Origin of the sequence: Tolypothrix campylonemoides VB511288_2 (assembly GCF_045999855.1) — a bacterium.
GTDB lineage: Bacteria > Cyanobacteriota > Cyanobacteriia > Cyanobacteriales > Nostocaceae > Scytonema > Scytonema bouteillei_A.
In genome coordinates, this window is record NZ_JBFPMW010000019.1 from 96399 (window position 1) to 121111 (window position 24713).

Below are 24713 nucleotides of genomic sequence, written 5' to 3' on the forward strand. Positions count from 1 at the left end.
GAGCGTCTTTGCGTAAATTTTATAAAGATTTTAAAATCTCTTCATCAACAGAAAAATCTATTTCCGAGCGATCGCGACCCGAAGCCAGATAATCATTGTGGTAAGAGTCTTTGAGCCCGGAAATCAGGTCATATTCGGGCTGCCAGTTCAATTGTGTTTTGGCTTTATCCACGGAAGCAAAAAAGTGCTGTACGCGCAGGGGAAAGGCTTTACGCTTGCCGAAATCAAATTTTTTGGGATCGTAATGTAGGATTTTGATGTCATCAGCAGATTTGCCAGCAGCCACAGCACAAGCGCGGGCTAAGCCATCAAATGTCACATAGCGATCGCCTGATACGTTGTAAATTTGTTTGACAGCGTTTGGATTGCCCAAAACTTTGGACATAGCTGTGGCAAGGTCTTTAACGTGTCCGAATTGGGTAATGTGTAAGCCATTACCGGGGATAGGGATGGGACGATTGCGAGCGATTCTGTCAAAAAACCAAGCTTCGAGATCGTTGTAATTTAGAGCACCGTAAATGTATGTGGGGCGAATGGAGGTAAAAGGTAAGCCAAGTTGTGTTAAATACGCTTCTGTTTCGTGCTTACCGAGATGGCGACTTTTTGGATCGACTGTATCCCCTTCTACATGAGGCATTTGGTCGGATTTCAGATACACCCCAGCAGAACTCATGTATACAAAATGTTGTATACGGTCTTGAAAAATCTCCGCAAGTGGTTGAGTATCAGAAAGTTCTCTTCCGTTATTGTCGAAAATGGCATCAAAATTTTCGTGGGATAATTTTTCCTTGAGTTGAGTAGCATCAGTGCGATCGCCCGTAATTTGTCCCACTCCTTCTACGGGGATCGGACGATTACCACGATTGAAAAGAACAACTTCATGCCCCTGTTCCACTAGTAGTTTAGTTAGGTAAACACCAATGAACCGAGTGCCACCCACAATAAGAATTCGCATAAATTGTTATTTCCTTCGTCAGTTAATTTATGGAGTGACCCAATTTGAGGGTATCAGGTTGTGGTGTGTCTCTGGAACCTCTATTGAGAGGATTACGTCTTTTGGTAACAACGGGAAATATGAAGGATAAAGGATGAAAGGGTTAAAGTGTAAAGGAACAAAGATGAAATACTTTATACTTCACTTCATACTTCATCCTTCATCCTTTAGGTGACTGACTGAAGCGTGTTCTCTACCAAATACTCATAGTTAGCTGTGTCTTTGAAGTATGCCTTGGTTCATGAATGGCTGACACCGAAAGCCACTGGTGGTTCGGAACTTGTTGTGCAAGAGGTTCTCAACCACGTTGATGCTGATTTATACGCTCTAATCGACTTTGAATCCATCAATCCCAAAAGCTATTTATACAAGCGGAAAATTGGCACAACATTTCTTCAGCATCTTCCATTTGCCCGAAAAGGCGTACAAAAATACTTACCTTTGTTGCCACTAGCCATAGAACAGCTAGATTTGCGGGAATATGACGTTATTCTGTCTTCATCTCATGCTGTTGCGAAAGGAGTCTTGACTACACCCGATCAAGTACACGTTTGTTATTGTCACAGTCCCATGCGTTATGCATGGGACCTCACCTTCGATTATCTAAATCACAGTAAGCTAGGTAGTGGTATCCCTGGTTGGTTAACACGCTATTTGCTGCATGGTTTACGCCAATGGGATGTATCGACAGCGAATCGCGTGGATTACTTCATCGCTAACTCCAAGCATACAGCTCGCCGCATCTGGCGCTGCTACCGACGAGAAGCGGAAGTTATTTACCCACCAGTTAATGTTGACAGTTGTCCATTTATCCCTCAGAAGGAGGATTTCTACCTAATTGTTTCCCGGTTGGTAACTTATAAACAAGTATCGTTAATAGTTAGGGCATTTAATAAACTGCAACTACCGTTAGTCATAATTGGAACAGGACCAGAGATGAAAACCATCCGCAGGATAGCAAATAGCAATATACAAGTGCTGGGCTGGCAACCCGATGACGTTGTAAAAAAGTATATGGCAAATGCCAAAGGATTTGTATATGCAGCCTGTGAAGATTTTGGGATTGCTTTAGTAGAGGCGCAAGCTTGCGGCACTCCAGTTATCGCCTACGGTGCAGGAGGAGCGCTCGAAACAGTGCGAGATTTTCGTGACTCAGGTGATACTGGAACTGGTATATTTTTCAAGGAGCAAACCGAAGCCGCACTAGTAGACGCAGTAGAAACCTTTGAAGCGTATCGAGGGAAATTCAACCCAGAGTATACCCGAGTTCACGCTACCCAGTTTTCCCCGCAAATCTTTGCCAAGCGCTACTTAGGCTTCTTAAATACCTGTACAGAAAAGAGACCATTACCCAATTGATGGTCTTGTTTTGCTAAGGATTGGCAAATTGCCAATCCTTAGGAACTCCTTTTAGCTTTAAGATTGGGACTATGTGTGGTGTGGATTGTTAAGGAGTATGATGACTGCCCAGAGCTCACTCCTCTCCGGGAAGCGCTCGCGTACCTTCTTTAAACGCGGTCAACCAAAAAAGACGCCTCGAATAAAACCCAAAGGTTTGTCTTTCCAGGCTTTAAACGGAGAGTTTGCCAAGCGACTATTCGACATTGTGTTTTCGCTATTGGTACTTATTTTGTTTTCCCCTGTGTATTTACTCTTGGGCTTGTTGATTGCTTTAAGCTCGAACGGTCCAATTTTTTATATTCAGGAACGGGTCGGTAAAAATTACAAACCTTTTAATTGTATTAAATTCCGAACAATGGTAACCAATGCCGATGAAGTTCTAGTTCAAATAATGGAAACATCGCCTCATTTGCGAGACGAGTTTGAGACCAACTTTAAGCTCAAACACGATCCGCGTATTACCAAGATTGGTCGTTTCTTGCGAATTACTAGCTTGGATGAATTTCCCCAGTTCTGGAATGTATTAAAAGGAGACATGAGTGTTGTAGGACCGCGACCTTTAGTAAAAGAAGAGTTACCGAAATACGGTTGTTACATCGACCAGATTCTCACAATTAGACCGGGAATTACTGGATTGTGGCAAGTTTCCGGACGTAATGATATTCCTTATCCGCGACGGATTCAAATAGATCTGCATTATGTCAAATTCCGTAACTTGTGGTTGGATTTGTGGATAATTGTTAAAACTATCGGCGTTGTCGTTATTCCTAAAAATAATGGAGCGTATTGATATTGCGTCGATCTAGCTAATATCCTAAATAAATTACAGAGTCAAAAGTCAAAACGGGATGAGAACCTTTTGTTGACTTTTGACTTTTTGCTTTGCAATTTTTTGCAGATCCCCGATCTTTAGAAGACGAGGGGAGACCATCATATCAAGTTCGATTAAAGACCGATCGTAAAAACAGCAGCTTTGCAGGGAGCAGGGAGAAAGAGGCTTTCAGACTTTTGCACAGATTTTCTTTTTTATAACTAATTAAGCGAACATAATATCACTCAAATTTTTATACAATCTTAACAGAAGACAATTATATATGAAATTTGGATAAAGATTCTAAAAAAATTACAAAAACAACAAAAATTTGCTCGTTAAGTTAGATACGCCTGACAGCAAGCATTCCATTCAGCAAATTTACTTATGTCAGCAAGCTGAGGCGATAGTGGGATTGGTAGGTTTCCCATTGGGCAATTAAACAAATACCTGTTAAGTTATACCAGGGTTTTCTGTAACCATTTCAGCAGTAAAAACAAGGAAAAATTAAGCATGACGCAACGGAAGCGAGCATTAATCACTGGTATTACCGGGCAAGATGGTTCCTACCTAAGTGAATTTTTGCTAGAGCAAGGTTACGAGGTTCACGGTATCATCCGTCGAACTTCAACTTTCAATACAGATCGTATCGATCACCTGTATGAAGACCCTCACAAAGAGGGTGTGAAGCTACTTCTCCACTACGGCGACTTAACAGACGGTACCACTCTGCGGCGGATTTTAGAAGAAGTTCAGCCACTCGAAATTTATAATTTAGGTGCTCAATCCCACGTTCGAGTCAGCTTTGATTCGCCAGAATACACGGTGGATTCAGTGGGAATGGGAACATTGCGTCTGTTAGAAGCAATTCGCGACTATCAGCACCGCACTGGCATTCAAGTGAGATTTTACCAAGCAGGTTCTTCGGAAATGTATGGTTTGGTACAAGAAATCCCACAGAAAGAGACTACACGGTTTTACCCCCGCAGCCCTTACGCCTGTGCTAAGGTTTACGCTCACTGGCAAACAGTAAATTACCGCGAATCATTCGGGATGTTTGCTTGTAACGGTATTTTGTTCAACCACGAATCTCCCAGAAGGGGAGAAACTTTTGTGACGCGCAAAATTACAATGGCAGTGGCCAGAATTTTCGCAGGTAAGCAGAAAAAGCTGTACATGGGGAATCTGGATGCCAAGCGTGACTGGGGATACGCCAAAGATTACGTCAGAGCCATGTGGCTGATGTTGCAGCAAGACCAGGCTGATGATTACGTGATTGCAACTGGCGAAACTCACTCAGTACGAGAGTTTTTAGAACTGGCATTTGGTTATGTCAATCTGAACTGGCAAGACTACGTGGAGTTTGATGAGCGCTATCTTCGTCCGGCGGAAGTGGATTTGTTGATTGGGGATTCTACAAAAGCGCGGCAAAAGTTAAACTGGACCCCATCGGTCACATTTGAGCAATTGGTCGCCATTATGGTGGAAGCCGACCTGCAAGCATTGGGTCTCAAGTCGCCTAACGGTAAAGTCTCAAAGGTGTTGCAAGACAATGCCATGATTCGGCAAGAACTGGGTGTGCTCCACTTCTAATAAGCGATGAGCGATGAGCTATCAGCTTTTTCTACTATGAGGACAAAAAATGAGCACCTTAGAACTTAAAAACAAACGTATTCTCGTAACTGGTGGAGCTGGTTTTTTGGGACGTCAAGTCATTGACCAACTCTGTAAGGCTGGCGCTGAGCAAAACAAAATTACAGTCACGCGATCGCGTGAGTGCGACCTGCGTCTGTGGGAAAATTGCCAAAGAGCAGTCGATCAACAAGACATTATCATTCACCTAGCAGCCCATGTCGGTGGAATTGGTCTGAACCGTGAAAAACCAGCTGAATTGTTCTACGACAACTTAATGATGGGTACGCAGTTGATTCATGCTGCTTATCAAGCTGGAGTAGAAAAGTTTATCTGTGTTGGGACTATCTGTGCCTATCCCAAATTTACTCCCGTCCCATTCAAAGAAGACGACCTGTGGAATGGCTACCCAGAGGAAACAAACGCCCCCTATGGAATCGCCAAAAAAGCCCTTCTCGTTCAACTGCAAGCCTACCGCCAACAGTACAATTTTAACGGCATTTACCTATTGCCAGTGAACTTATACGGCCCGGAAGACAATTTTGACCCCAGAAGCTCTCATGTCATTCCAGCGTTAATTCGTAAAGTTTATGAAGCGCAGCTTAAAGGAGAAAAGAAACTTCCGGTTTGGGGTGATGGTAGCCCAACTCGCGAGTTTTTATATTCAGAAGACGCTGCACGAGGTATCGTTATGGGTACCCAATACTACAACGATCCCGAACCTGTCAACTTGGGAACGGGTTATGAAATTTCTATTCGCGACTTAATTCATCTCATTTGTGAGTTAATGGAATTTGAAGGCGAAATTATTTGGGAAACAGATAAACCTAACGGACAACCTCGCCGTTGTTTAGATACAGAAAGAGCCAAGCAAGCTTTTGACTTTACTGCCCAAGTAGACTTTAAGCAAGGGCTGAAGAATACAATTGACTGGTGGCGTAAAAACGCTGCTTAATAATAAAGTTAGATCCCCAATCTCCCAATACGGTTCAGTTAACAATATTTAATCCTTGAAGATCCCCCAACTCCCCTGAAAAAGCTACGGTGGTGTACAGATCTCTAAAAAAGAGATGAAACAGCGTGAAAAGGGAGAATTGGAATTCAGTTCCCCCCTTTTTTAAGGGGGGTTAGGGGGGATCGAAACCGCTTTGAATGCACTATATAAGACTTGTGTACACCACCGTAGCCTTAAAAAGAGGGAGCTTTGTTCTCCCCCAATTCATCGGGGAGCTAAGGAGGATCGAGTCTTATCTAAACGATATTTGCCCGATCTCCCCGACTTTTTCAAGAAGTCGGGGTTCTGTAGTTGAGAATTTTGACAATAGTAAATTAAAATCAACTTTCGTTTCCACGCTCCGCCTGGGAATGATTTTCTTGTGAAGCTCCGCCTCTGTTATTCAGCTACAAGAGGTATCAAAAGATAAATCTACAGAAACGCCAAAGTGGTCGGTAACTGGATGACCATTACTTTTATAAGCTTGCCATTTGTTCGCATTTTGTACTCTTTTTGCCCATTCCAAACTCAGGCAAATATGGTCAATATTATAGCCAAGTTCACTATTAGCAGTCACGCAAACTAAGTTGCTTTGCTCCAACCCCTGATTGAGCATTTCTCGTCCTTTAGGAGTTCCATAACTAAAAGGCTGGCTCAAAGCTTCATTAAAGTCACCAGCTACGCACAAAGGCAAAAGTTTTTTCAATTTTTTCCAATCTCGGCTGTGACTTTGAATAGATTCATAGTGGCGTTCCCAAATTTTTGCCTCTTTATTTAGAACACCATCACGGGCATAAGTAATAATTGTTCCATAAACTAATAAGTTCTCTATAGGGGTGAAAATTTCTGCACAAACACCAATCCAAGGGTCATAGGTTTGCCAATGTCGCATAATAGGCAAACGAGACCAAATCGTTGTCCATTTAAAACCATTCCATTCTGGTTCGGAATAACTCGCAGCTTGAGAATATTGCTCTCCTGGATTAATAACGTCGTTAGTTTCAGTCAAAATCCAGATATCGGCATTAATTTCGTGTATTTTCTCAAGAATAGCTGGGTTTTTACTCCATCCATTGGGTTTGGGTTTTGCAAGATTCCAAGTAGCGATTCGTAGTGAAGTTAGCATAAATGAGTTGGTAACTGCGATACTTGGTGATAGGTTACCCACTTTGCTTAAAGATCTGCGATGTCATTGCAATTTTTATCAAATATTCTTATTTATTTGCAACTCGCACTGTTGAAAAACATAATTAACAGCAGCAAATAATTTATCTAACTCCTGAATTACATAGATATTTTTATTTCTAGTAAAAACATCAGCAGTTAACTTACCAAACTGCCATATTTTGCCATTAGAAACAATTCCAAAAATATTCATTTCAAAATCATTATTAATTCGCTGTACTGCTATCATTTCAGCTAAGCATTGACCCCAGCCTTCTTCAAATTTGTCTTGCTTGGCTTCAACAGTACGGCTATGAACTGTGGGGTTGTTTGATGAGGCTGAAGTTTCCGATTGTAAAACTGCTAGATTATGAAACACAATTGACAACAAGCGAACAAAATACTAACCCCTTTGCTGTGATAGTGATGGCACACTTACGAACTCAAACTACCATTCAAGATCCAGAAGGGCGATTGCGGTGGAAACTGAGTTTAATTAGGCAGTTGTATGAGTCGGGATACAATAAAGACAAAATTCTTCAGCTTTTTCGAGTGATTGACTGGATGATGGCTTTGCCGAAGGAGCAAGAGCGAATGTTTGATACTGAAATAAATTGTTACGAGGAGCAGAAGAAAATGCCATATATCACGAGTGTTGAGCGCGTAGGAATGTTAAAAGTACAGCGAGAGTGTGTCATTGATAACTTAGCAACCAGGTTTGGAGAAGTGCCACCAGAGATAATTGCAAAAATTGAGAATTTGTACGATATACCTGTTCTCAAGCAACTCCACAGGCAAGCAATTACTGTTGGTTCAATAGAGGAATTTCAGCACATCTTGGAACAAAATTGATAGGGCTGCTAGATCCCCGACTTTTTAAAGAAATTGGGGATGGAATTGTTGTGGTGTGAGATTTTGAATGAAAAAAACGGAATTAAGGCGATCGCTACTCAAAAAACGTCAGTCAATGTCTGTAGCACAGTGGAAACAAAAGAGCGATCGCATTTGCCAAAACCTTATACAGTCGTCTATTTTTGCTCGCTCAAAAACAATACTGGCTTATTTCAGCTTTCGCCAAGAACCAGATCTCAGCTTTCTATTCACAGACACATCTCGCTGTTGGGGATTCCCTCGGTGCATCGATAATAGACTTATCTGGCATTATTGGATGCCTGACGATCCTGTAAAAACTGGTAATTATGGAATTATCGAACCATCACCCAATGCTTCTACCATAAACCCCGTGGAAGTGGACTTAATTCTTGTACCCTGTGTCGCTTGTGACTACCAAGGTTACCGCTTGGGTTATGGCGGTGGATATTATGACCGATTGTTGAGTTCTGCTGAGTGGGAAAACAAACCAACTATAGGTATTGTATTTGAATTTGCTTACATCTTCCAATTACCAGTAGACCCTTGGGATAAACCTTTACAGGGAATTTGTACAGAAACTGAGATGAAGATGTTTTTGTAGAATTTAGATTGTCTTTGCATGCGGATGTTTTGCCAGATGAGGACTCATACCAACTCCGAGTTGTATACCCCCTTACTACTCATATCATTTCACTTTTTTGGTAATACAAATACTTTGGTAAGGGCGCGGCAACGTTGCGCCCCTACAATCAATCTACAGGTATCATATATTTCGTGAATTGGTATCAGTCCGCGCAGGCGGACTTTGTTTGTATAGCCACGATTACGAACATCGTTAGGGCGATTTAGTATTATACAAGCTCAACGGTATTTTGGTATTTCGTGAATTGGTATCAGTCCGCGCAGGCGGACTTTGTTTGTATAGCCACGATTTCTAATCGTTAGGGCGATTTAGTATCATACTTGCCCTGGTGTAAAAATTCAAACTAATTTTATGAGTGTTGAAATGAGCTGTTCTGGTTCTATAGGTTTGGAAAGATGGTGTTGAAATCCGGCGGCTAAGGCGAATTGATGATTTATTTCTCCAGCATAAGCACTCAGAGCGATCGCCGGGATTTCTCCCCCTTGTTCGGATGACATCGCTCGCACCTTCCGGATCAACCCATAACCATCCATTTCTGGCATTCCAATATCACTCAGCAAAATATCTGGAGTGAATTGCACCAGTATTTGCAGTGCTCGATCTGCTGATTCAGCCGAAATCACATTCGCCCCAGCTTGCTCCAACACAAAGCTGATATAGTCGCGAGTATCTACCTCATCATCCACAACTAATATTTGCAGCCCTGCAAGCGGTGAAGTTGCAAACTCTTGGGTTGTACAATTGGCACTCGGTTCGTTTTCTAATTCGGCACCTTTCTTTATCAGTGGTAGCCTGAGTGTGAAAGTGGCTCCTTTCCCTTCTCCCAAACTGTGTGCTGTCACCACGCCCCCGTGTAATTCTGTCAGATGGCGGACAATTGCCAGCCCCAGTCCCAATCCACCAAATTTTCGGGTTGTGGCACTATCTGCCTGACGGAAAGAGTCAAAGACATAAGGTAAAAAGTCAGGACTGATACCCTTACCTGTATCGCTGACGGTGATTTGGGTTTGAGTTCCAACACGCTCTAAGCGAATCTCTACCCGTCCTCCCTCGGGCGTGAACTTGACTGAATTTGCTAACAAATTCCAGATAATTTGCTGAATCCGACCGGAATCTCCTGCAACTTTTCCTATGGTAATGTTAATTGCTGTTTCAATTTGAATTGACTTGGCTTCTGCAGCTAGGCGCACTGTTTCCATGGCGGCTTTAATGGTATCAGCTAAATCAACCGGAGCAATGTTAAGGCTGAGTTTACCCCGCAGAATGCGCGAGACATCTAGCAAATCCCCAATCAGTTGCGTTTGCAATTGAGCATTGCGCTCGATAGTGGCTAGGGCGTGTTTTGTCTTTTGCTCGTCGAGGGTACGGGATTGTAACAGTTTCGCCCAACCTAAAATCGGATTGAGAGGCGATCGCAACTCGTGGGACAATACTGCTAAAAACTCATCTTTGATGCGGTTTGCTGCTTCTGCTTGCTCGCGGGCAGCTTGCTCCCGCACCAGCAGTTGTTCGCGTTCGGCTTCAGCCCGGTGTCGCTCGTCAATTTCTTGTTGTAATTGCTGGTTCACCTTCACCAGTTCAGCAGTTCGTATCCGTACACGCTGCTCGAGTTCGTCTTGAAGTCGTCTGAGTTGATTCTCAACTAGCAAGCGTTCCTGAATTTGTGCGTGTAATGCCTCGTTTGCCTGTGCTAATTGAATCGGGCTGGGTAGCGCTAAAGCTTGAGGAACCAGTGGTACAAGTTCTACCGCTGTAAAAAATGAAATGACGGCAGTTCCAGCTTTGAGGATGCCAGATAGCCAATAGGTAGGATGCCAAAGTGTCCAGATTTCGGCAATGTGGGTTGTGCCACAGGAAATAATAAAAGCTGCAAATAACAAAAATATCCAGGAGAAAGGTAAGTCTTGTCGCTTGCGAACAAAGTAAAATAAGGTCAGGGGAATAGAGTAGTAAGCCAGTGCAATGATGGCATCAGAAATTAAATGCAACCAAACTAACCCTGGTTTCCACAGGTAGCAGTGACCGTGAGGAATAAATAAGCCCGAGCTAAACAAATTAACTAAAACGTCATGCATTGCACAAAAGTAGGCTGAGAGGAAAAGACAAAACTTTGAGAACAGTACGGGGTTAGCCAGTGAGTTCTGAGATTGCATTGACTAACGCTTCTGGTTCAACAGGCTTGGGAAGATGTTTCTGGAAGCCGACTTTGAGGGCTTGGCGTTGGTCGTATTCTCCTGCATAGGCAGTTAGCGCAATCGCACGAATCAGCCCGCCCTGCTGTGGCGATCGCCTGCGAATTTGCTCCATCAGCATATAGCCATCCATATCTGGCATTCCAATGTCACTAATTAAAAGATCGGGCGGTTGGCGATCGAACAGCATCAGCACCTCAGCAGCCGTTGCGGCAACCGTAACTTGCGCTCCCTGTTGTTCTAGAATAACCTGTACTACATCCCGCATATCCTCATCGTCATCCACCACCAAAATCCGCAATTGACTTAAGTCAACCGATGGAGCCGCCGTTGAAATTTCTGGCTCTGACTCTTCCTCATGAGCCATCAAGGGCAGCCTGACGGTGAATGTGGCTCCAAGCCCTTCCCCAGAGCTAGCTGCATGAACTGTTCCTCCATGCAGTTCGGTCAAATGACGAACGATCGCTAAACCTAAGCCCAGCCCGCCAAACTTGCGGATAGTTGTGCTATTCTCTTGTCGAAAGTAGTCAAAGACATAGGGTAGAAAATCAGGGCTGATACCAATACCTGTATCCCTAACCTGAATTTGGGCATAGGTGTCGATTTGGTCTAAACAAATTTCTACCTTTCCGCCATCCGGTGTGAACTTAATCGCATTGGATAGCAAATTCCAAACAATTTGTTGCAGTCGTGCCGAATCCCCGGAAACTCGCCCGTTATCAAGGGTGACAACAGTTTGAATTTGAATGTGTTTCGCCTCTGCTGCCAAGCGCACTGTCTCCATGGCAGATTCAATAATTGTAACCAAATTGATGGGGCAAATGGTCAATGCCATCTTACCGCGTAAAATTCGGGAGACATCGAGCAGATCCTCAATAAGTTGGGTCTGCAGCTTGGCATTGCGTTCGATTGTCTCTAGAGCGCGTTGGCTTGCCCGTGCATCTAACTTACCTGTCTGAAGTAGTTTCGTCCAACCTAAAATCGGATTGAGGGGGGAGCGCAACTCATGGGACAGCACTGCCAAAAACTCATCTTTAATGCGGTTTGCTGCTTCTGCTTGCTCGCGGGCAGCTTGTTCGCGTGCTAACAGTTGTTCCCGTTCAGCTTCAGCAAGTTTGCGTGCGGTGATGTCAACTAACAAGCCATCCCAAGCCTCTCCGTATTCGGTTTGCTCCGGACGGGAACGCCCCTGAATCCATTTAAGTTGTCCCGATAGTGTCATCAATCGTCCTTCCCATTGCCATGGGAGTGATTTCTCAAAGGCAATTGCGACGGAATCTTGAAAAGATGAGAAATCGTCGGGATGAATCAAACTTAAAAAGGAATTTGCATCCTGGAGAATCGTCTCCGGTTCCAATTCAACCAGTTCGCGGGAACCAGAACTGACATAGGTAAAGGTATCTGCACCATCGGCACGGGGACTATAGCGATAGACCATTCCTGGCATATTGCTGACTAGCACTTGGTACCTACTTTCACTTTGGCGAAGGGCAACTTCTGCTTGCTTGCGAGCGTGTATGTCCGTATCCATGCCAATCCACTCCCGCACGGAACCGTCTGCATTTAATAAAGGAACTGCACGGGATATAATGTGACGATACTGACCGCTCGGAGCGTGCCAAAGTCTCCCTTCTGCTTCATAAAATGACCGCTCTGCCAGGGCATATTCCCACCGTGCTTTTAATTGCTCGCGGTCTTCTGGATGAAACATCTCTACCCAACCCCATCCCGCGTATTCTTCCCAACACTGTCCCGTGTAATCCTCCCAGGAAGGCTGAGCGCAAATAAAGCGACCATCCGCGTTTGTTGTCCACACAACTGCCGTCGTTGTTGCCACTAGTAAACGATACCGTTCCTCACTGATTCGCAGTGCTGCTTCTGCTTGCTTGCGTTGGGTAATATCCAAGGCAATACCGAGACAACCGGGATTTCCTTCCGCATCGTAAGTTAAATTAGCCCAAATCTCCAAATCGACCATTTGCCCATCTTTACACTGATGCTGGGCTTCAAATCCAGAGAGCGATCGCCCACTCAATACCGTTTGAATGCTTGCAAGAAATTCTTGACGGCGATGGGGAACCGTTGGCATAAACTGCCCAAGAACTTCCCCTGCACTCCACCCAAATACCGCTTCTGCTGAGCGATTCCACAACCTTACAATCCCTTGTGGATCGAAGAAAGCAATGGCAACCGGACAGGCATCAATTAGAGTTTGTAACGTTTGATTGGTCCGCCGAAGAGTCTCCTCTGCCCGTTTGCGAGCGGTGATTTCGGTAACAAGGACAGATACTCCCGTTTCTGAGGGATAGATGTGATTCTCAAACCACCGATGCCAGGGTAAGTAGAAGTACTCGAAATGAATAATTCTCTGTTCTGCGACTGCACGATGCACTTCAACGTAGAATTGAGAGCCGACTGTGTCTGGAAAAACCTCCCAAATGCACTTACCTAAGAGGTTTTCTCTGGATATGCCCGCGATTTCCTCAACACGAGGGTTAGCGTAAATGTAGCGCCACTCGCGATCGAGGACTAAAAACTGGTCGTTGATACTTGCTAAGACGGTTTCTAGTTGTTCTTTTGCTGCTTGCACCTTAGAGTGTAACTCTCGCTCTCGACGGGCTGCTTCTTGCTGTGCGCCTTCCGAGCGTTTGCGATCGCTCAAATCCAGCACAAAACCAATAACCGTTGTGTCTCCTGTCATGGCAGCACCATGTAGAACCGGAACACGAGAACCATCCTTACGAATGTACTCCTTCTCAAAAGGGTTACAGGCTCCAGTCGTTTTAAGTTCTTGTACCGCTCGCTCGCTTACCTCAAGGGATTCTGGTGTTGTTATCTCGCGCCAATGCACTCGCCCGGAGCGTAACTCCTCCTGCGTGTAGCCAAGCATTTGCAAAAAAATATCGTTCGCTTCCAGGATCGGACCACTCAAATCCGCCACAATTATCCCAATAATATTAGACTCTACCAAACAACCAAACCGCGCTTCACTTTCGCGGAGGGACTGGAGGTTTGCTTCGGCTCTTCGTTGCGCGATTCGTTGTGCTTCGTTGAGCGAATTTATCAGGATGGCTGCCATCACGAACACGCTCAGTCGGGCCAAGTTTGCCAGATTGGGACTACTGAGCGAGTGAATTGGCTCTACCAAGAAGTAGTCAATTGCCAGTACTGACAAGGCAGTTGCCAGCAACCCCGAAGTTAAACCTCCATACCAGGAACTCACCATAACTGCAGCGAAAAATAGTGGAGTCCGTGTTGAGTCAAGATAGGGGCTGCACAGGAGGTTGAACCCTAGCGCTAAGGCAACTGATAACAACGCAACGCCATACTTTAACACTTCTGTTCGCAAAATTTTCCACCTGCCTTGACCACCCATACGAAATTCTGAATTTGCCTTCGTCATCGAACAGTTGACTCCGTTTCTGGGAAGTACTGTTCTAGCAGTGTCTGGCTCAACTCCTGATGGGTGACTTCAGGAGAATTTTTCAACTCCTTGAGCATGGTTCTGATTTGCTTGAGTGCCAATGCAGAAGGCTGGATGTGACCGTTTTCCCAGCGATTCACCGTGCAGTAAGCAACCCCCAATGTTGCAGCAAATCGCGCCTGACTGAGTGCCGTTAACTGCCGGAGCTGACGAACAAGATGGCTAACTTCTGGTTGCTTAAGCACAATTGCCCCTTTCAGTACAAGAGTTCGAGTAAGAACTGCACAAATTCCGTTAACTATAACAGATGCTATGTCTGATTATCTGTCAGTCAGAGGATGTCTCTATCTATCTTGGGATAGAGGCTAAAAACTGCTAGAGTTTATACTTTTTCATCAATGGCACAGCCATTCTATTAACCAATACTCCCAAAAATCGCCACACCAATTGTCGCCACCAAGGCAAATGCTGATAAAAAACAGCACTGTACTCAATATTGCTAATAAATCCTCTAAATCTTTTAAAAGAAGCAGCACCAGAACTTTGATGCAATATAATGCCTTTTTCTATGGCTTCTACTGTTAATTGAGCCGATAACATTCGATATAGCCCAACTTCTTGGGGTAAGGTGGTGTCATATCCTAAAATTGGTGTAGTCATCACACCATTGAGTTCGTAGAATCCAATGACTCCATCAATTTTTCCTGCTTTTCTTAAGGCTTTAATCTGTAAAGCTTTATTCTCAAGAGCCAGTGCTAAAAAGCGCTCGTTAAACTGAGGGTTGTGATAAGAGTATTTTTCTAAATACAAAGCATTATACAATTCTACTAATCGGGGAATATCTTTTGAAGAAAGTTGACTGCTATCGATCGCTTCATAACCTTGCTGCTGAATGAGGTTTAAATCTTGCTTCAATCGCCACCTCATTTTTGTCCGCATTGCCGATTGGTCTTTAGGATTAAAAAGGTAGATTTGCCTGCTACCTATCATGTGATAGCCGTTATTTTTAAAGGTAGTGAACAACTCATCACTGACAAAAGTATTAATCGAACGAAATATTATAGTATAATTGGGTAAATGAGTTTTTAAATATTTGGTAATTTCAGTCACTTGTTCTGAAGATAGATTGGGATATAAATTTGTTGAAAGTAGGAAATTATGCACGATCGCAACTTGATTGATTTGACCCCAATTTAAAAACAAACCAAATATGTTGATGATAATTTCTAAGATTTTTTCTAAAAAAGCATTTTCTAACGTTTTCAGTTCTTCCTTAGAATAAGTGACATAATGATTGTAAGGAGAACACACATAGCAATTTTCTAATTCTTTGGAATTCACGGTAACTGGTAAAACTAGGTCATCGATCGCTAGTGCGAAAAGCTGGCTGTTGACATTGTTGATAAAGTAGGATGAACCACCTTTCATCATAGGTAACCAGTAGTTCTTTACCAGAATAGCTACCTCTGATTTTGGCTCGGGTAAGTTATCTATTGTATCTTTATCATAAAGATGAATTTCAGCATTCATATTTTGGTATCTATAGAAAATTCTCGTTGAACGCGCCTTAGTTTCTTATAATGTACTGTTCTTGTTTCGTATTCTTTATAGCAAATTTCTGGGATTTGACACTGTTGTTGTTCAAATAACTCTAGTAAATTTTTATAAACTATGGCTTGGCTCTCTTCGAGAAATGCTGAAGCCACTTTTAAAGAAATTTCTATAAGATTGGGTCTTTTCTGAACGACTGCGTATTCTTGAATTTTTTCTGAAGAGAGAATAATTGCCCTGCGAATAAAATCTGGAAAGAGTGGCACTAATTTTTCTTCATTTTTATGAGGTAAATAAAAAATATCATCCCGACGTCCATCAACACTATGGATAGCTGTTAAAACCGAACCACAAGGGCAAGGTTTTTGACATTCAGTTAAGATATCATCAAGTCGATAGCGAATAATGGGTTGAGTTTTGCGGTTAAAGTCAGTAATAATTGGCATGAATTTACCCGCATTGCGATCGATATATTCTTTTTGAATCGCTAAAATATCTTCATTAAGATGTAAAGTGCCATATTCGCAAGTTCTCCCTAAAAACCCTTCAGTGCATTGGTAGAGTTGATGAACTGTTTGCTGAAAACAACGACGAATATAAGCTTCATCTAAAGGATCTAAAACTTCTGCAACCGAGACAATTCTCAAGGGCGCTATCTTTAAATCTCCTTGAGTTTGAGCATCGGCTAATAAACGTAGCATAGATGGTGGCGCTACTAGAATACTTGATGCATACTGATTTAAGCGTTCAATATGACTTTCTACAGAATTGAATAAATCAAAATACTCAAACTGGATGTGTTTTCGGTTAACAGTTTCATAAAGATTGCTATTTGCTCGGAGAAAAAAAGCAATCCGTTGGGGAGTCAAAATTGATTGGGGTAGTGCTTTTGCTAAAATCGTACCAGCCCAAGCTTGCTGTTCTTTTTGGCTGACTATAAATAAGCCGCGATTGCCACTCGTTCCGGAAGAAAGACCAACAGTGAAGCCTCGCAGTGTTGAGTTAAAGTTTCTTGTTTTTTCTGCTTCTAATGCTAGTGTTAGAGCTTCTGATTTTTTGACACCGACTGTATTCAATTGGTCAAAATTAGCCATCATGATTGATTTATCAATGATGGGGAATTCTTGCCAGTTCTCAATGTCTAGCTTTTGGTAGAGATTGCGGTAAAAGGGCGATTTTGTCAAGATTTCTTGGAGGAATTTCTGGACTTTTTTGTTTTGCCATGCTGTTAGTGATTCGCGATCGCGGAAGGGTTGTCTGTATTTTGTTTGTAGGTAGTACCAAAGAATTCTAAGAAGACCATTCATTGTATTTGAATTGTGAAAATTTTATTGAACCGCAAAGACAAGCCAGTGCATTGCTCAGAGCAGCGCCGTGCGGTGAATCCAGCCCTGGAGGCGGGTTTCCCACGCCCTGGGGACTGGCGAACAAGGGAGGGGGGTTTCCCCCGTTGAGGCGACTGCTCTGGGTTCCCCCCGTTGAAGCATCTGGCGTCGCAAAGAGCACAAAGAGAAGAAAAGGAGTTTTAAGATTACCTGTCTTCTTTTCCTCTTTCTTCGCGAGCTTCGCGTCTTTGCGGTTCATTCAAATAAATACTCTTGGGAGGTGAAAGGAGTAACATCAGCCAAGTATCAGAACAATGGGTAGGAATAATCTTGAGAGTTGGATTTAATTGATGCAATTGATGAATCCTTCGCAATGTATCTGCATACTGGCGCTTATTAGAAAAAATAAGATTAGCAATAGGATGGGGTTGAACAAACTCTTGATAAGCACGGCTTAACCAACAAGCATCAGCAATGAGAAAATAATCTTGACGGTCAAGATCGGTAAAAAACAATCCAAGTTGACCGATCGCATGTCCGGGTAATTCAACGCCTGCGAGGCTACCATCTCCGAATAAATCAAAACCAGTGTTGAAACTGCCATACTCGCTGGGTAATGATATTGTTGTTTTATCCTCGACAAATAAGACTCGTTGCTCAAAATCAGGAGGGAGCAACCCAGGTAGAAAACCTGCTTTGAGGGCTGCTGTATTGCGGAGAGATTTGACAGCTTCATAAGCCGATCTAAAACAGATAAATTGAGCGTTTGGAAAGTCTTGCAAGCCGCCGATATGATCTGGGTGAAAGTGAGAGATAATGATATACCGAACAGTTTCTGGAGAAACGCCATATTTGGTAAGTTGATGAACGGCGCTATCTTCTGACTGTAAATAGACTGGTGTTATTAGGGGGTAAAGACTAAAGGGAAAAGAGCGAGTTTCTTGAAAGAAGCGGTCTGAGTAGCCAGTATCAAACAAAATAGCACCAAATTTTGGGTGTGATATGAGGGCAAATATTGATGGAAAATTGGCAGTTTTCCAACGTCCATTCCTAATAACAACGGCTTCAGGATGGGTACAATATCCTGCTTGAAAAAACTTAACTTTAATAGACATTGTCTGAATTATGAATTATGAATTATGAATTATGAATTTTTATCTTTTGTCCCCTTCCACCATTGGGCAAAAATCTTTAACCCCTCCTCAAGACTGACTCTTGGTTGATAGCCTAACTCGGTTCTTGCTGCTGTAATATCTAAAGTTTGGCTAAAAGCTAAGACTCCAACTTTATAGCGAGTGAGTACGGGTTCTTTCCCAAATAAAATGCTTTTTGAGAAAAATTCCATTGCTGTAGCCGCTAGGTTAGCAATTTTATAGGGGTAGGGTGTGAATTTCAGGGGATAACCAAGTTGCTGAGATAGCATTTCTAGTAAATTTCTCAACTCTATTGGTTGTCCGTTGGTAATGTTAAATTTTTTACCTAATGATGTGTCTGGCGCATTTTGACAAAGCAACAAAGCATCAACCACATTGTCAACATAGGTCACATCAATGCAAGCTTTACCTTGATTAATGAGAGGAATACCGATACGCGAACTTGCTTGAAGTAATCTTGGAAAAATTGCTGTATCGCCGGGACCAACAATGCTGCGAGGTCGGATGGTGATGACGGGGAAACCTTGCTGGTGTGCGCGGTCAATTTCCTGTTCTGCTAAAAGTTTTGTTTCAGCATAGGCGTTAGCGGGTATCTTTGGTAATGGATCGTTTTCGCGAATGTTAAAGCGATGGCAAAAATTAAAATAAATACTGGGAGTTGAAACGTGAATCAGTCTTTTGACTCCCCACTCCTGACAGCCTTGGATGATATGTCGAGTTGCTACAACATTAGAATCATAAAAATCCCGGTATTTTCCCCAGGGAGAAGATAGGGCTGCACAATGGAACACGGAATCCTGTCCCTGACACGCTGTCACTGTTGCTTCTTTATCTCGCAAATCAATTGGTAGAAATTTGAATCCTTCTGCTTCCAATTGTTTCCCAATTTTTTGGTTGCGCCCCAATACACTGACATGATGACCGAGGGATTGCAGCCTCAACGCCAAATGCTGTCCTAAAAAGCCAGTACCACCAGTTACAAGAATGTTCATATCAGTTTTCCATAATCTAGCTTGAGAACCCTATCAGCCAGGTGAAAATAGCGGTCATCATGAGCGATCGCCAGTACTGTTTTACCTCTACTTTTCAGTTCTGGTAGCAACTGAGTGTAAAAGATTTCTTTAAATACAGGGTCTTGATCTGACGCCCATTCATCAAACACATAAAAAGGACGGTCTTCTAAGTAAGCACTCAGCAAAGCAAGTCGCTTGCGCTGTCCCTGGGACAAAGCAGTGGTTGAAAACTTTCCTTCCTTGACCTTGACCTTGCTATCAAGGTGGAGTTTAACAAGGTAATCCTGTATCTGGTTATCTAATTTGGCACACTCCAAGCCTAGCAATTTATCAAAAAGATAAAAGTCGGAAAAAACTGCGGAAAAGTGTTGGCGATACCAGTCTCTATTTCGATCGTCAATGGGCTGACCATCAACCAAGATTTTTCCTGTCTCTGGAATGTATAGCCCTGTCAGCAGTTTAGCAAAAGTGGATTTACCGCTACCATTGCCTCCCACCAAAAATACTACTTCTTGAGGGAAAAAAGTTAGATCAATTGAACCAAGAGTAAAATGGTTCTCTTCGCCTTCTCCCCAGTAAGCATGGGAAATTCCTTCAAGTTTTAACTGCTCAAATTCAATAGGGGGGGTTGTCTCGAATGTTTTGCGTGAATGGAATTCACTATTATACAAATTTAACCCGCGCAGGCGGGTTTTGCTTGTATAGCCACGAATTCTATTCGTTGGGGCTGGTACGCAATCAGATTTCTCTGACATTTCCTCTAAATTTAACCCATGCATGGGGGTTGTACTTGTATAGCCACGAATTTTGTTTGTTAAATCTGGTGAGCAATCAAATTTCTCAGAAATTTCCTCAGAACGGCTTGCCAATTTCAGGTTCATAGCGTCAATCTTTTGTAAAGCAATACTGGCTTTGCTTACACGAGGAAGTATGGTTGTAATGGCATCTAAAGGAACGACTAAAAAAATGATAGTTAAAGCATAGCCAGATAAAATACTGGGGTCAATTTGCATCACTCTTGGTAAGCCAAAATCAACCAATCCAATAACAAAAAACAACAAAAGTTGACTCCATGTTAAACCAATCGTAAAGGAAGTCATTCCATCAATATTATAGCGACGGGAGCGATCGATAGTAAATTCCAGTTCTTCAGTAAAGAACGCTTCTCGTCTTCTTTGATTTAGCTTGAGTTCTTTTGTTCCTTCGGTTATAGCGCGAAAATGACTAAAAAGTTTATCTTGTTCCGCACGTGCAAGTTCTAAAGATTGTTTGGCTTTTTGAGTGATTATCCCATAGCTCAATATTGCTATAACTAAAAAAGTAACAAACCCTAAAAAGACTATCCAAGAAAGATATATCAGATAAAATAAACAACCGATGACAACAGCACCAGCAATACAGAGGCTGGGAATAAAAGCGACAGCATCAGAGATTGCTTGTACGTCATCTGTTAAAGTCGCAAGCAAACGCGAAGTCCCTAACTCTTCCAAGCAGCGCAAAGGAGATGCCAAAATTCTATGACACAAAAGCAATCGGGTGTCAAATATAACTTTCTGCGAAAGGCGAATTAAACATAATTCGGAAATAAATCGGCTTGTGACTGCAATCAATACAAGCGCAAGAAAACTCCAGATGATAGCAAATGAAAAAGTTGTACTGCTGTTAATAGCACTATTAATTAAAGCAATGATTCTGGCACTACAAGTACCACTGACTAAACCGGCAAATACTGCGATCGCTACAACTATTTTAGACGATCTTAAAAGAAGATAAATAACATTCATTGTCAAGGAGATAAATTTATAAGCTCGCGTAAAGGCTTTGGCTAGGCACCTCTTATCCTAAAAACTATAAATTAATGAATCAATTATTTGATCCATTATTTAAATTCTCATCGTAATTGTCTTCTCAAATAATGACGATCCATTTCGCTCGCATCCTTGTTTTAATAAATATAAAATATGGGGTCTAATAACATCTAGTTCCGTTAACACAAAGCTTTCTCCTTGAAAGCGATTGATATTCCAATTCTGTAATTGTAAAATTTCCTTATCTTGTCTTGCTGCTCGAGCAAAAAGAGGTTGGGCAATAATTCTTCCCAAACAGCTGGGTAACCAAGAGCGAAAAGTAACAATACTATATGCTTTCGTTAAATTTTCTTTGATAGGAGTTAAGAAAAGAGAGATAAATAATCTATTGCGATCGCTATCTGTACGATATTCTAATTGGGCAATACTGGGCAAAATAAAGCGACCAATAGGAATAACTTTGTGACATCCCGGCGCTAATAATTTGTAAATTAACCCAGAAATATTTTCTTCATTGAGGTAAATGGCTTCTACCATGTTCTCAGAGCGAGTTATTTGAACAGTAATTTCTTTGCGCTGATTATCTGTCCTAATTAAACCAGAGTGAACAAAGTGAGTATGGGTTGCATCCAAAAAATTTTCGGCTGCATTTTCCAAAGTGGTTTCACATTCCATTTGGCTGCTAAATGTAGAAAACTCTTTTTGTCGCAAACAAGGAAATTCATAAGGCTGAGATTGGGGTCGTTCATCCGCTTGACAATAAACCCAAATAAAACCATCTTGCTCGATCGCGGGATAAGCAACAGCATTTCTGTATCGAACCTCATTTCGATCGCAAAGCCCCGGTACTTCCCGACAAACACCTTGCTCATCAAAGCACCAACCGTGATATTTACAAATCAGATAGTTATTTTTCACCCAGCCTTTTGAAAGAGGAACATTGCGATGCGGACATTTATCCAACAAAGCAGAAGGCTTACCATCAAGCCCTCGAAAAATAGCTAAAGGAATACCCAATACAGTTCTTCCTATGGGCTTTTGACCTAACTCACGAGATGTACAAACTATATACCAATTTTTAAACAAAAAATTCTCCATCACCTTTCCCTTTCCTCCCTCTGCGCCCAGTCAGGTTGAACCAATCTCCTCACCATCCCACTCAATATCCTGAGTAGATGCTTGCTGAAGAGTTAACCCACTCCTGCGACTCATATGTATAAACTGAAAAAGCACTATCCACAGATGGAAAAACGGTAAAGGATCGGATAACCGAAAAACAACATCTTTAGTCCTCATAAAAATTTCCAACCAACGCCCAAGGCTTCCCGAACGAATAGCCGAAGGCAAACCATAGACAATCATCGCCATAGCGATCGCAGATCTTTGTCCAACTTTAGGTTGAATAATAATATTTGTATTATTGAAAAAAGCTCTCTCCAATCCGTCCGATGCTTCAAATAAATGAATAGCACTAATAGCCCTGGGATTGCATTCCAACGGATACAAAGTTCCATCATCTGCTTCTATAAAATCAAAAGCAATTTGTCCCGTGAATTCTTCAGCTTCAACAAAAGTTTTTACCCATTCCAAAAGTCTACCATGCTCTATAGACTCAAAATAGATACAAGAACCTTTACCAGCAGTAAATAGAGTAGGATAAACGGCGTGAGCCACTACCTTACCCTGATGGGCAATACTATAAGTACAATAATGCTTCCCGGAAATAAATTCTTGAGCAACCCAAGCTTTATTTGAATTGATTTCTAAAGAGGGTATCTTACTAACAGGTTTCGATAGTATATGAACGTGACTGGCAAATCGAGAATAAACAGGCTTTAAGACTATGTTGTTTGGAATGGGCAAATCTAAAATATCTAGTAAGTCTTTATGAGAGTTGACTATCCAAGTTTGTGGTGCTGTTAAGCCTAACTGTTGTACGCGATTGATAAACTGCCATTTGTTATGCAATCTATTCAGTTTTTCTAATTGTTCAGAAAAAACCTGACAATAGGGAGTCAGTTGAGAAATCTGATTGGAAATGTAAAAAATCTCTTCACAAGTAGGTATCAGAAAGCCGATTTTTTCTTGTTGGATAATCTTTAGTAAAGCATCAATGTAACCTTTTGGGTCGAGCCTAGGAGGCGGAACCAAAAAATTTTTAATGACAGCACGGGAAGCAGTACAAAGATGATGCTTTATGCTATCAGCAACAAAAACTTTGTAACCTGCTACTGATAGGAGTCTGGCTAAATCTAATGTTACTGGAGCACGTCCCCCGGTCAGTAAGATATTAGTACTCAAGGATTATTCCTCCTATAGAAAATCCTGCTGATGTTCCTAAAAGCATAATGCGATCGCCACGCTGAATTTTCCCTTGAACAATAGATTCGTGCAGCGCCATCGGAACAGATGCTGCTATAGTATTGCCATGATTGTGAGCAATTACCATAACTTTTTCTTCAGGAATATCGAGTTGCTTACGCATAAGACGCATTGCCATTAAACTCGCTTGATGGGGAATCACCATTTTTATATCCGACATCTTTAACCCCGCATCCTGAAGCAAACGCCGGATAAAATCAGGTGTGATTTCAGAAGCAAGCCGATAAACAGCTTTGCCATCCATTTTAAAAAGGAAATATTCTGGGTTTCCCGCAAAATCTTTAGGATGGTGCTTGTTACCCCCGCCTTTGCATTCTGTGAAGTGTGCGCCTCGGCTGTAAGTTTCTATTCGAGCAGATAATATTTTGCAATTCTCTTGTTCGTTAGACTTCGCAATTATCGCCGCCGCCGCACCATCACCAAATAGGGTACAACTTTCTTTATCTTGCCAATTTAAACCTGTTGCAACTTCTGTAGCTACAATCAAGACTCTTTGATATCTTCCTGCTTGAATCAGATAAGATATCGTGTCTAAGCCAACAATAAAACTCAGACAGGTAGAGTTAATATCAAAAGCAGGAATTCCAGAATTAAGCGCACCTAGCTGTTCTTGAACCAGAGCAGCCGTACAGGGGATCGCTTGTTCCGGGCTACCATTCGTACAAATCAAACAATCAATATCGCTAAAAGATAAACCTGCTTCTTCTAAGGCATTTTTAGCAGCATAAGCCCCCATCACTGATGCTGTTTCATCTTCAACAAAATGGCGGACAAGCACACCCGATTTTTTCTCAATCCATCCCTCCTCTAAACCAAGTCTGAATTCCAGTTCTTTCGCCGTCACTTGCTTTTTAGGCAAATATTTTCCTGTAGAAAGAATTTTAATTTTTCTTACATTCATACTGATAATTATTCCATATTGGTTTAGATCCCTAAATTCTCTAACAATTTGGAGATCTACAAGTCAACAGACTCAAACTATAATTCTTTAAAGCTGTGGAGGTTTTAATATAACCTAAATAACTTCAGAAAAATGAGACGCAAAATAAGTCGTTAATAATTTGTTGGTATATTTTTGTTACATAATAATACTAAATATCTTCACCTATTGCCGCAATTCCTCTCGACACCTACACAGTTAAGTTTCAACCCAGTTAAGATAGTTCGGGAAGTTTTGACCCTTCCAAAGCGCTATGACTTGTTCGGGAATCTGAAAAAGAGTTATAGAAAAAGAAGTTGTGAAGCACTTTTAGTTCCGTCGCAACGACTGCTGAGAATCCCCCTTCTTCAGATCTACGGTGGTGTACACAAGTCTTATATAGTGCATTCATTGTGGTTTCGATCCCCCCTAA

19 protein-coding genes and 2 pseudogenes are annotated in these 24713 nt (G+C 42.1%); 6 read left to right on the forward strand and 15 right to left on the reverse strand.

The features are described 5' to 3' along the window. Positions 1–19: 19 nt before the first annotated feature. The gene (locus AB0756_RS37030; protein WP_038078587.1) at positions 20–955 is read right to left on the reverse strand and encodes an NAD-dependent epimerase/dehydratase family protein; all 936 of its coding nucleotides are present in this window, start codon (positions 953–955) and stop codon (positions 20–22) included. 255 nt (positions 956–1210) lie between these two features. Here AB0756_RS37030 and AB0756_RS37035 point away from each other — a divergent pair, with 255 nt between their 5' ends. The 4 genes from AB0756_RS37035 to AB0756_RS37050 all read left to right on the forward strand — a co-directional run bounded on the left by AB0756_RS37035 (position 1211) and on the right by AB0756_RS37050 (position 5793). Further along, positions 1211–2353 carry a glycosyltransferase gene (locus AB0756_RS37035; RefSeq protein ID WP_038078590.1) on the forward strand — a complete coding sequence of 381 codons (1143 nt, stop codon included), beginning with the start codon at positions 1211–1213 and terminating at the stop codon, positions 2351–2353. A gap of 100 nt (positions 2354–2453) precedes the next feature. Then, the gene (locus AB0756_RS37040) at positions 2454–3185 is read left to right on the forward strand and encodes a sugar transferase (RefSeq protein ID WP_038078625.1); all 732 of its coding nucleotides are present in this window, start codon (positions 2454–2456) and stop codon (positions 3183–3185) included. Positions 3186–3719: 534 nt separating this feature from the next. Next, positions 3720–4799 (forward strand): GDP-mannose 4,6-dehydratase, encoded by a 1080-nt coding sequence (gene gmd / locus AB0756_RS37045; RefSeq protein ID WP_038078593.1) that lies wholly within the window; start codon positions 3720–3722, stop codon positions 4797–4799. A gap of 49 nt (positions 4800–4848) precedes the next feature. Further along, the gene (locus AB0756_RS37050; protein ID WP_038078596.1) at positions 4849–5793 is read left to right on the forward strand and encodes a GDP-L-fucose synthase family protein; all 945 of its coding nucleotides are present in this window, start codon (positions 4849–4851) and stop codon (positions 5791–5793) included. Between the two features lie 442 nt (positions 5794–6235). On the opposite strand, the gene AB0756_RS37055 is transcribed toward AB0756_RS37050, so the two are convergent. Both AB0756_RS37055 and AB0756_RS37060 read right to left on the reverse strand, forming a co-directional pair. Next, positions 6236–6958 (reverse strand): endonuclease/exonuclease/phosphatase family protein, encoded by a 723-nt coding sequence (locus tag AB0756_RS37055; protein ID WP_038078598.1) that lies wholly within the window; start codon positions 6956–6958, stop codon positions 6236–6238. A 78-nt stretch (positions 6959–7036) separates the two neighbouring features. Beyond that, positions 7037–7300, reverse strand: a pseudogene (locus AB0756_RS37060) (hypothetical protein); the annotation flags it as partial. 77 nt (positions 7301–7377) lie between these two features. Between AB0756_RS37060 and AB0756_RS37065 the strand changes: the two are divergent. Beyond that, positions 7378–7848, forward strand: coding sequence for a hypothetical protein (locus AB0756_RS37065; RefSeq protein WP_237265910.1), 471 nt, complete (start codon positions 7378–7380; stop codon positions 7846–7848). A gap of 67 nt (positions 7849–7915) precedes the next feature. Continuing rightward, positions 7916–8470 carry a 5-formyltetrahydrofolate cyclo-ligase gene (locus AB0756_RS37070; RefSeq protein ID WP_038078602.1) on the forward strand — a complete coding sequence of 185 codons (555 nt, stop codon included), beginning with the start codon at positions 7916–7918 and terminating at the stop codon, positions 8468–8470. Between the two features lie 380 nt (positions 8471–8850). Here AB0756_RS37070 and AB0756_RS37075 read toward each other — a convergent pair whose 3' ends face one another. From AB0756_RS37075 to AB0756_RS37125, 12 genes and pseudogenes are all read right to left on the reverse strand, one after another. Next, entirely contained in the window at positions 8851–10665 is a 1815-nt protein-coding gene (locus tag AB0756_RS37075) for an ATP-binding response regulator (RefSeq protein ID WP_408104044.1), read from the reverse strand. Next, positions 10640–12151, reverse strand: coding sequence for an ATP-binding protein (locus AB0756_RS40080; protein WP_456341416.1), 1512 nt, complete (start codon positions 12149–12151; stop codon positions 10640–10642). The genes AB0756_RS37075 and AB0756_RS40080 overlap by 26 nt, the downstream gene beginning before the upstream one ends. Before the next feature lie 51 nt (positions 12152–12202). Further along, positions 12203–14107: pseudogene (locus AB0756_RS40085) on the reverse strand (PAS domain S-box protein); the annotation flags it as partial. After that, positions 14104–14373 carry a helix-turn-helix domain-containing protein gene (locus AB0756_RS37085; protein ID WP_237265909.1) on the reverse strand — a complete coding sequence of 90 codons (270 nt, stop codon included), beginning with the start codon at positions 14371–14373 and terminating at the stop codon, positions 14104–14106. The gene AB0756_RS37085 and the pseudogene AB0756_RS40085, both read right to left, overlap by 4 nt. A gap of 130 nt (positions 14374–14503) precedes the next feature. Then, complete coding sequence (locus tag AB0756_RS37090) at positions 14504–15658, reverse strand: hypothetical protein (protein ID WP_038080986.1); 1155 nt, start codon at positions 15656–15658, stop codon at positions 14504–14506. Further along, positions 15655–16986, reverse strand: a complete 1332-nt coding sequence (locus tag AB0756_RS37095) for a F390 synthetase-related protein (RefSeq protein ID WP_038080987.1) — start codon at positions 16984–16986, stop codon at positions 15655–15657. Before AB0756_RS37095 ends, AB0756_RS37090 begins: the two co-directional genes overlap by 4 nt. Before the next feature lie 224 nt (positions 16987–17210). Further along, positions 17211–18119 carry an MBL fold metallo-hydrolase gene (locus AB0756_RS37100; RefSeq protein WP_082051678.1) on the reverse strand — a complete coding sequence of 303 codons (909 nt, stop codon included), beginning with the start codon at positions 18117–18119 and terminating at the stop codon, positions 17211–17213. Positions 18120–18148: 29 nt separating this feature from the next. Continuing rightward, positions 18149–19150, reverse strand: coding sequence for an NAD-dependent epimerase/dehydratase family protein (locus AB0756_RS37105; RefSeq protein ID WP_038080990.1), 1002 nt, complete (start codon positions 19148–19150; stop codon positions 18149–18151). Beyond that, positions 19147–20955, reverse strand: coding sequence for an ATP-binding cassette domain-containing protein (locus tag AB0756_RS37110; RefSeq protein ID WP_072040732.1), 1809 nt, complete (start codon positions 20953–20955; stop codon positions 19147–19149). Before AB0756_RS37110 ends, AB0756_RS37105 begins: the two co-directional genes overlap by 4 nt. 99 nt (positions 20956–21054) lie before the next feature. After that, on the reverse strand, positions 21055–22077 hold the full coding sequence (locus AB0756_RS37115) for an aromatic ring-hydroxylating oxygenase subunit alpha (protein WP_038081071.1): 1023 nt from the start codon (positions 22075–22077) through the stop codon (positions 21055–21057). A 30-nt stretch (positions 22078–22107) separates the two neighbouring features. Further along, positions 22108–23280: an ATP-grasp domain-containing protein gene (locus tag AB0756_RS37120; RefSeq protein ID WP_038081072.1), complete on the reverse strand. Its 1173-nt coding sequence runs from the start codon at positions 23278–23280 to the stop codon at positions 22108–22110. After that, positions 23270–24262, reverse strand: coding sequence for a beta-ketoacyl-ACP synthase III (locus AB0756_RS37125; protein ID WP_038081074.1), 993 nt, complete (start codon positions 24260–24262; stop codon positions 23270–23272). Before AB0756_RS37125 ends, AB0756_RS37120 begins: the two co-directional genes overlap by 11 nt. Positions 24263–24713: the final 451 nt, after the last annotated feature.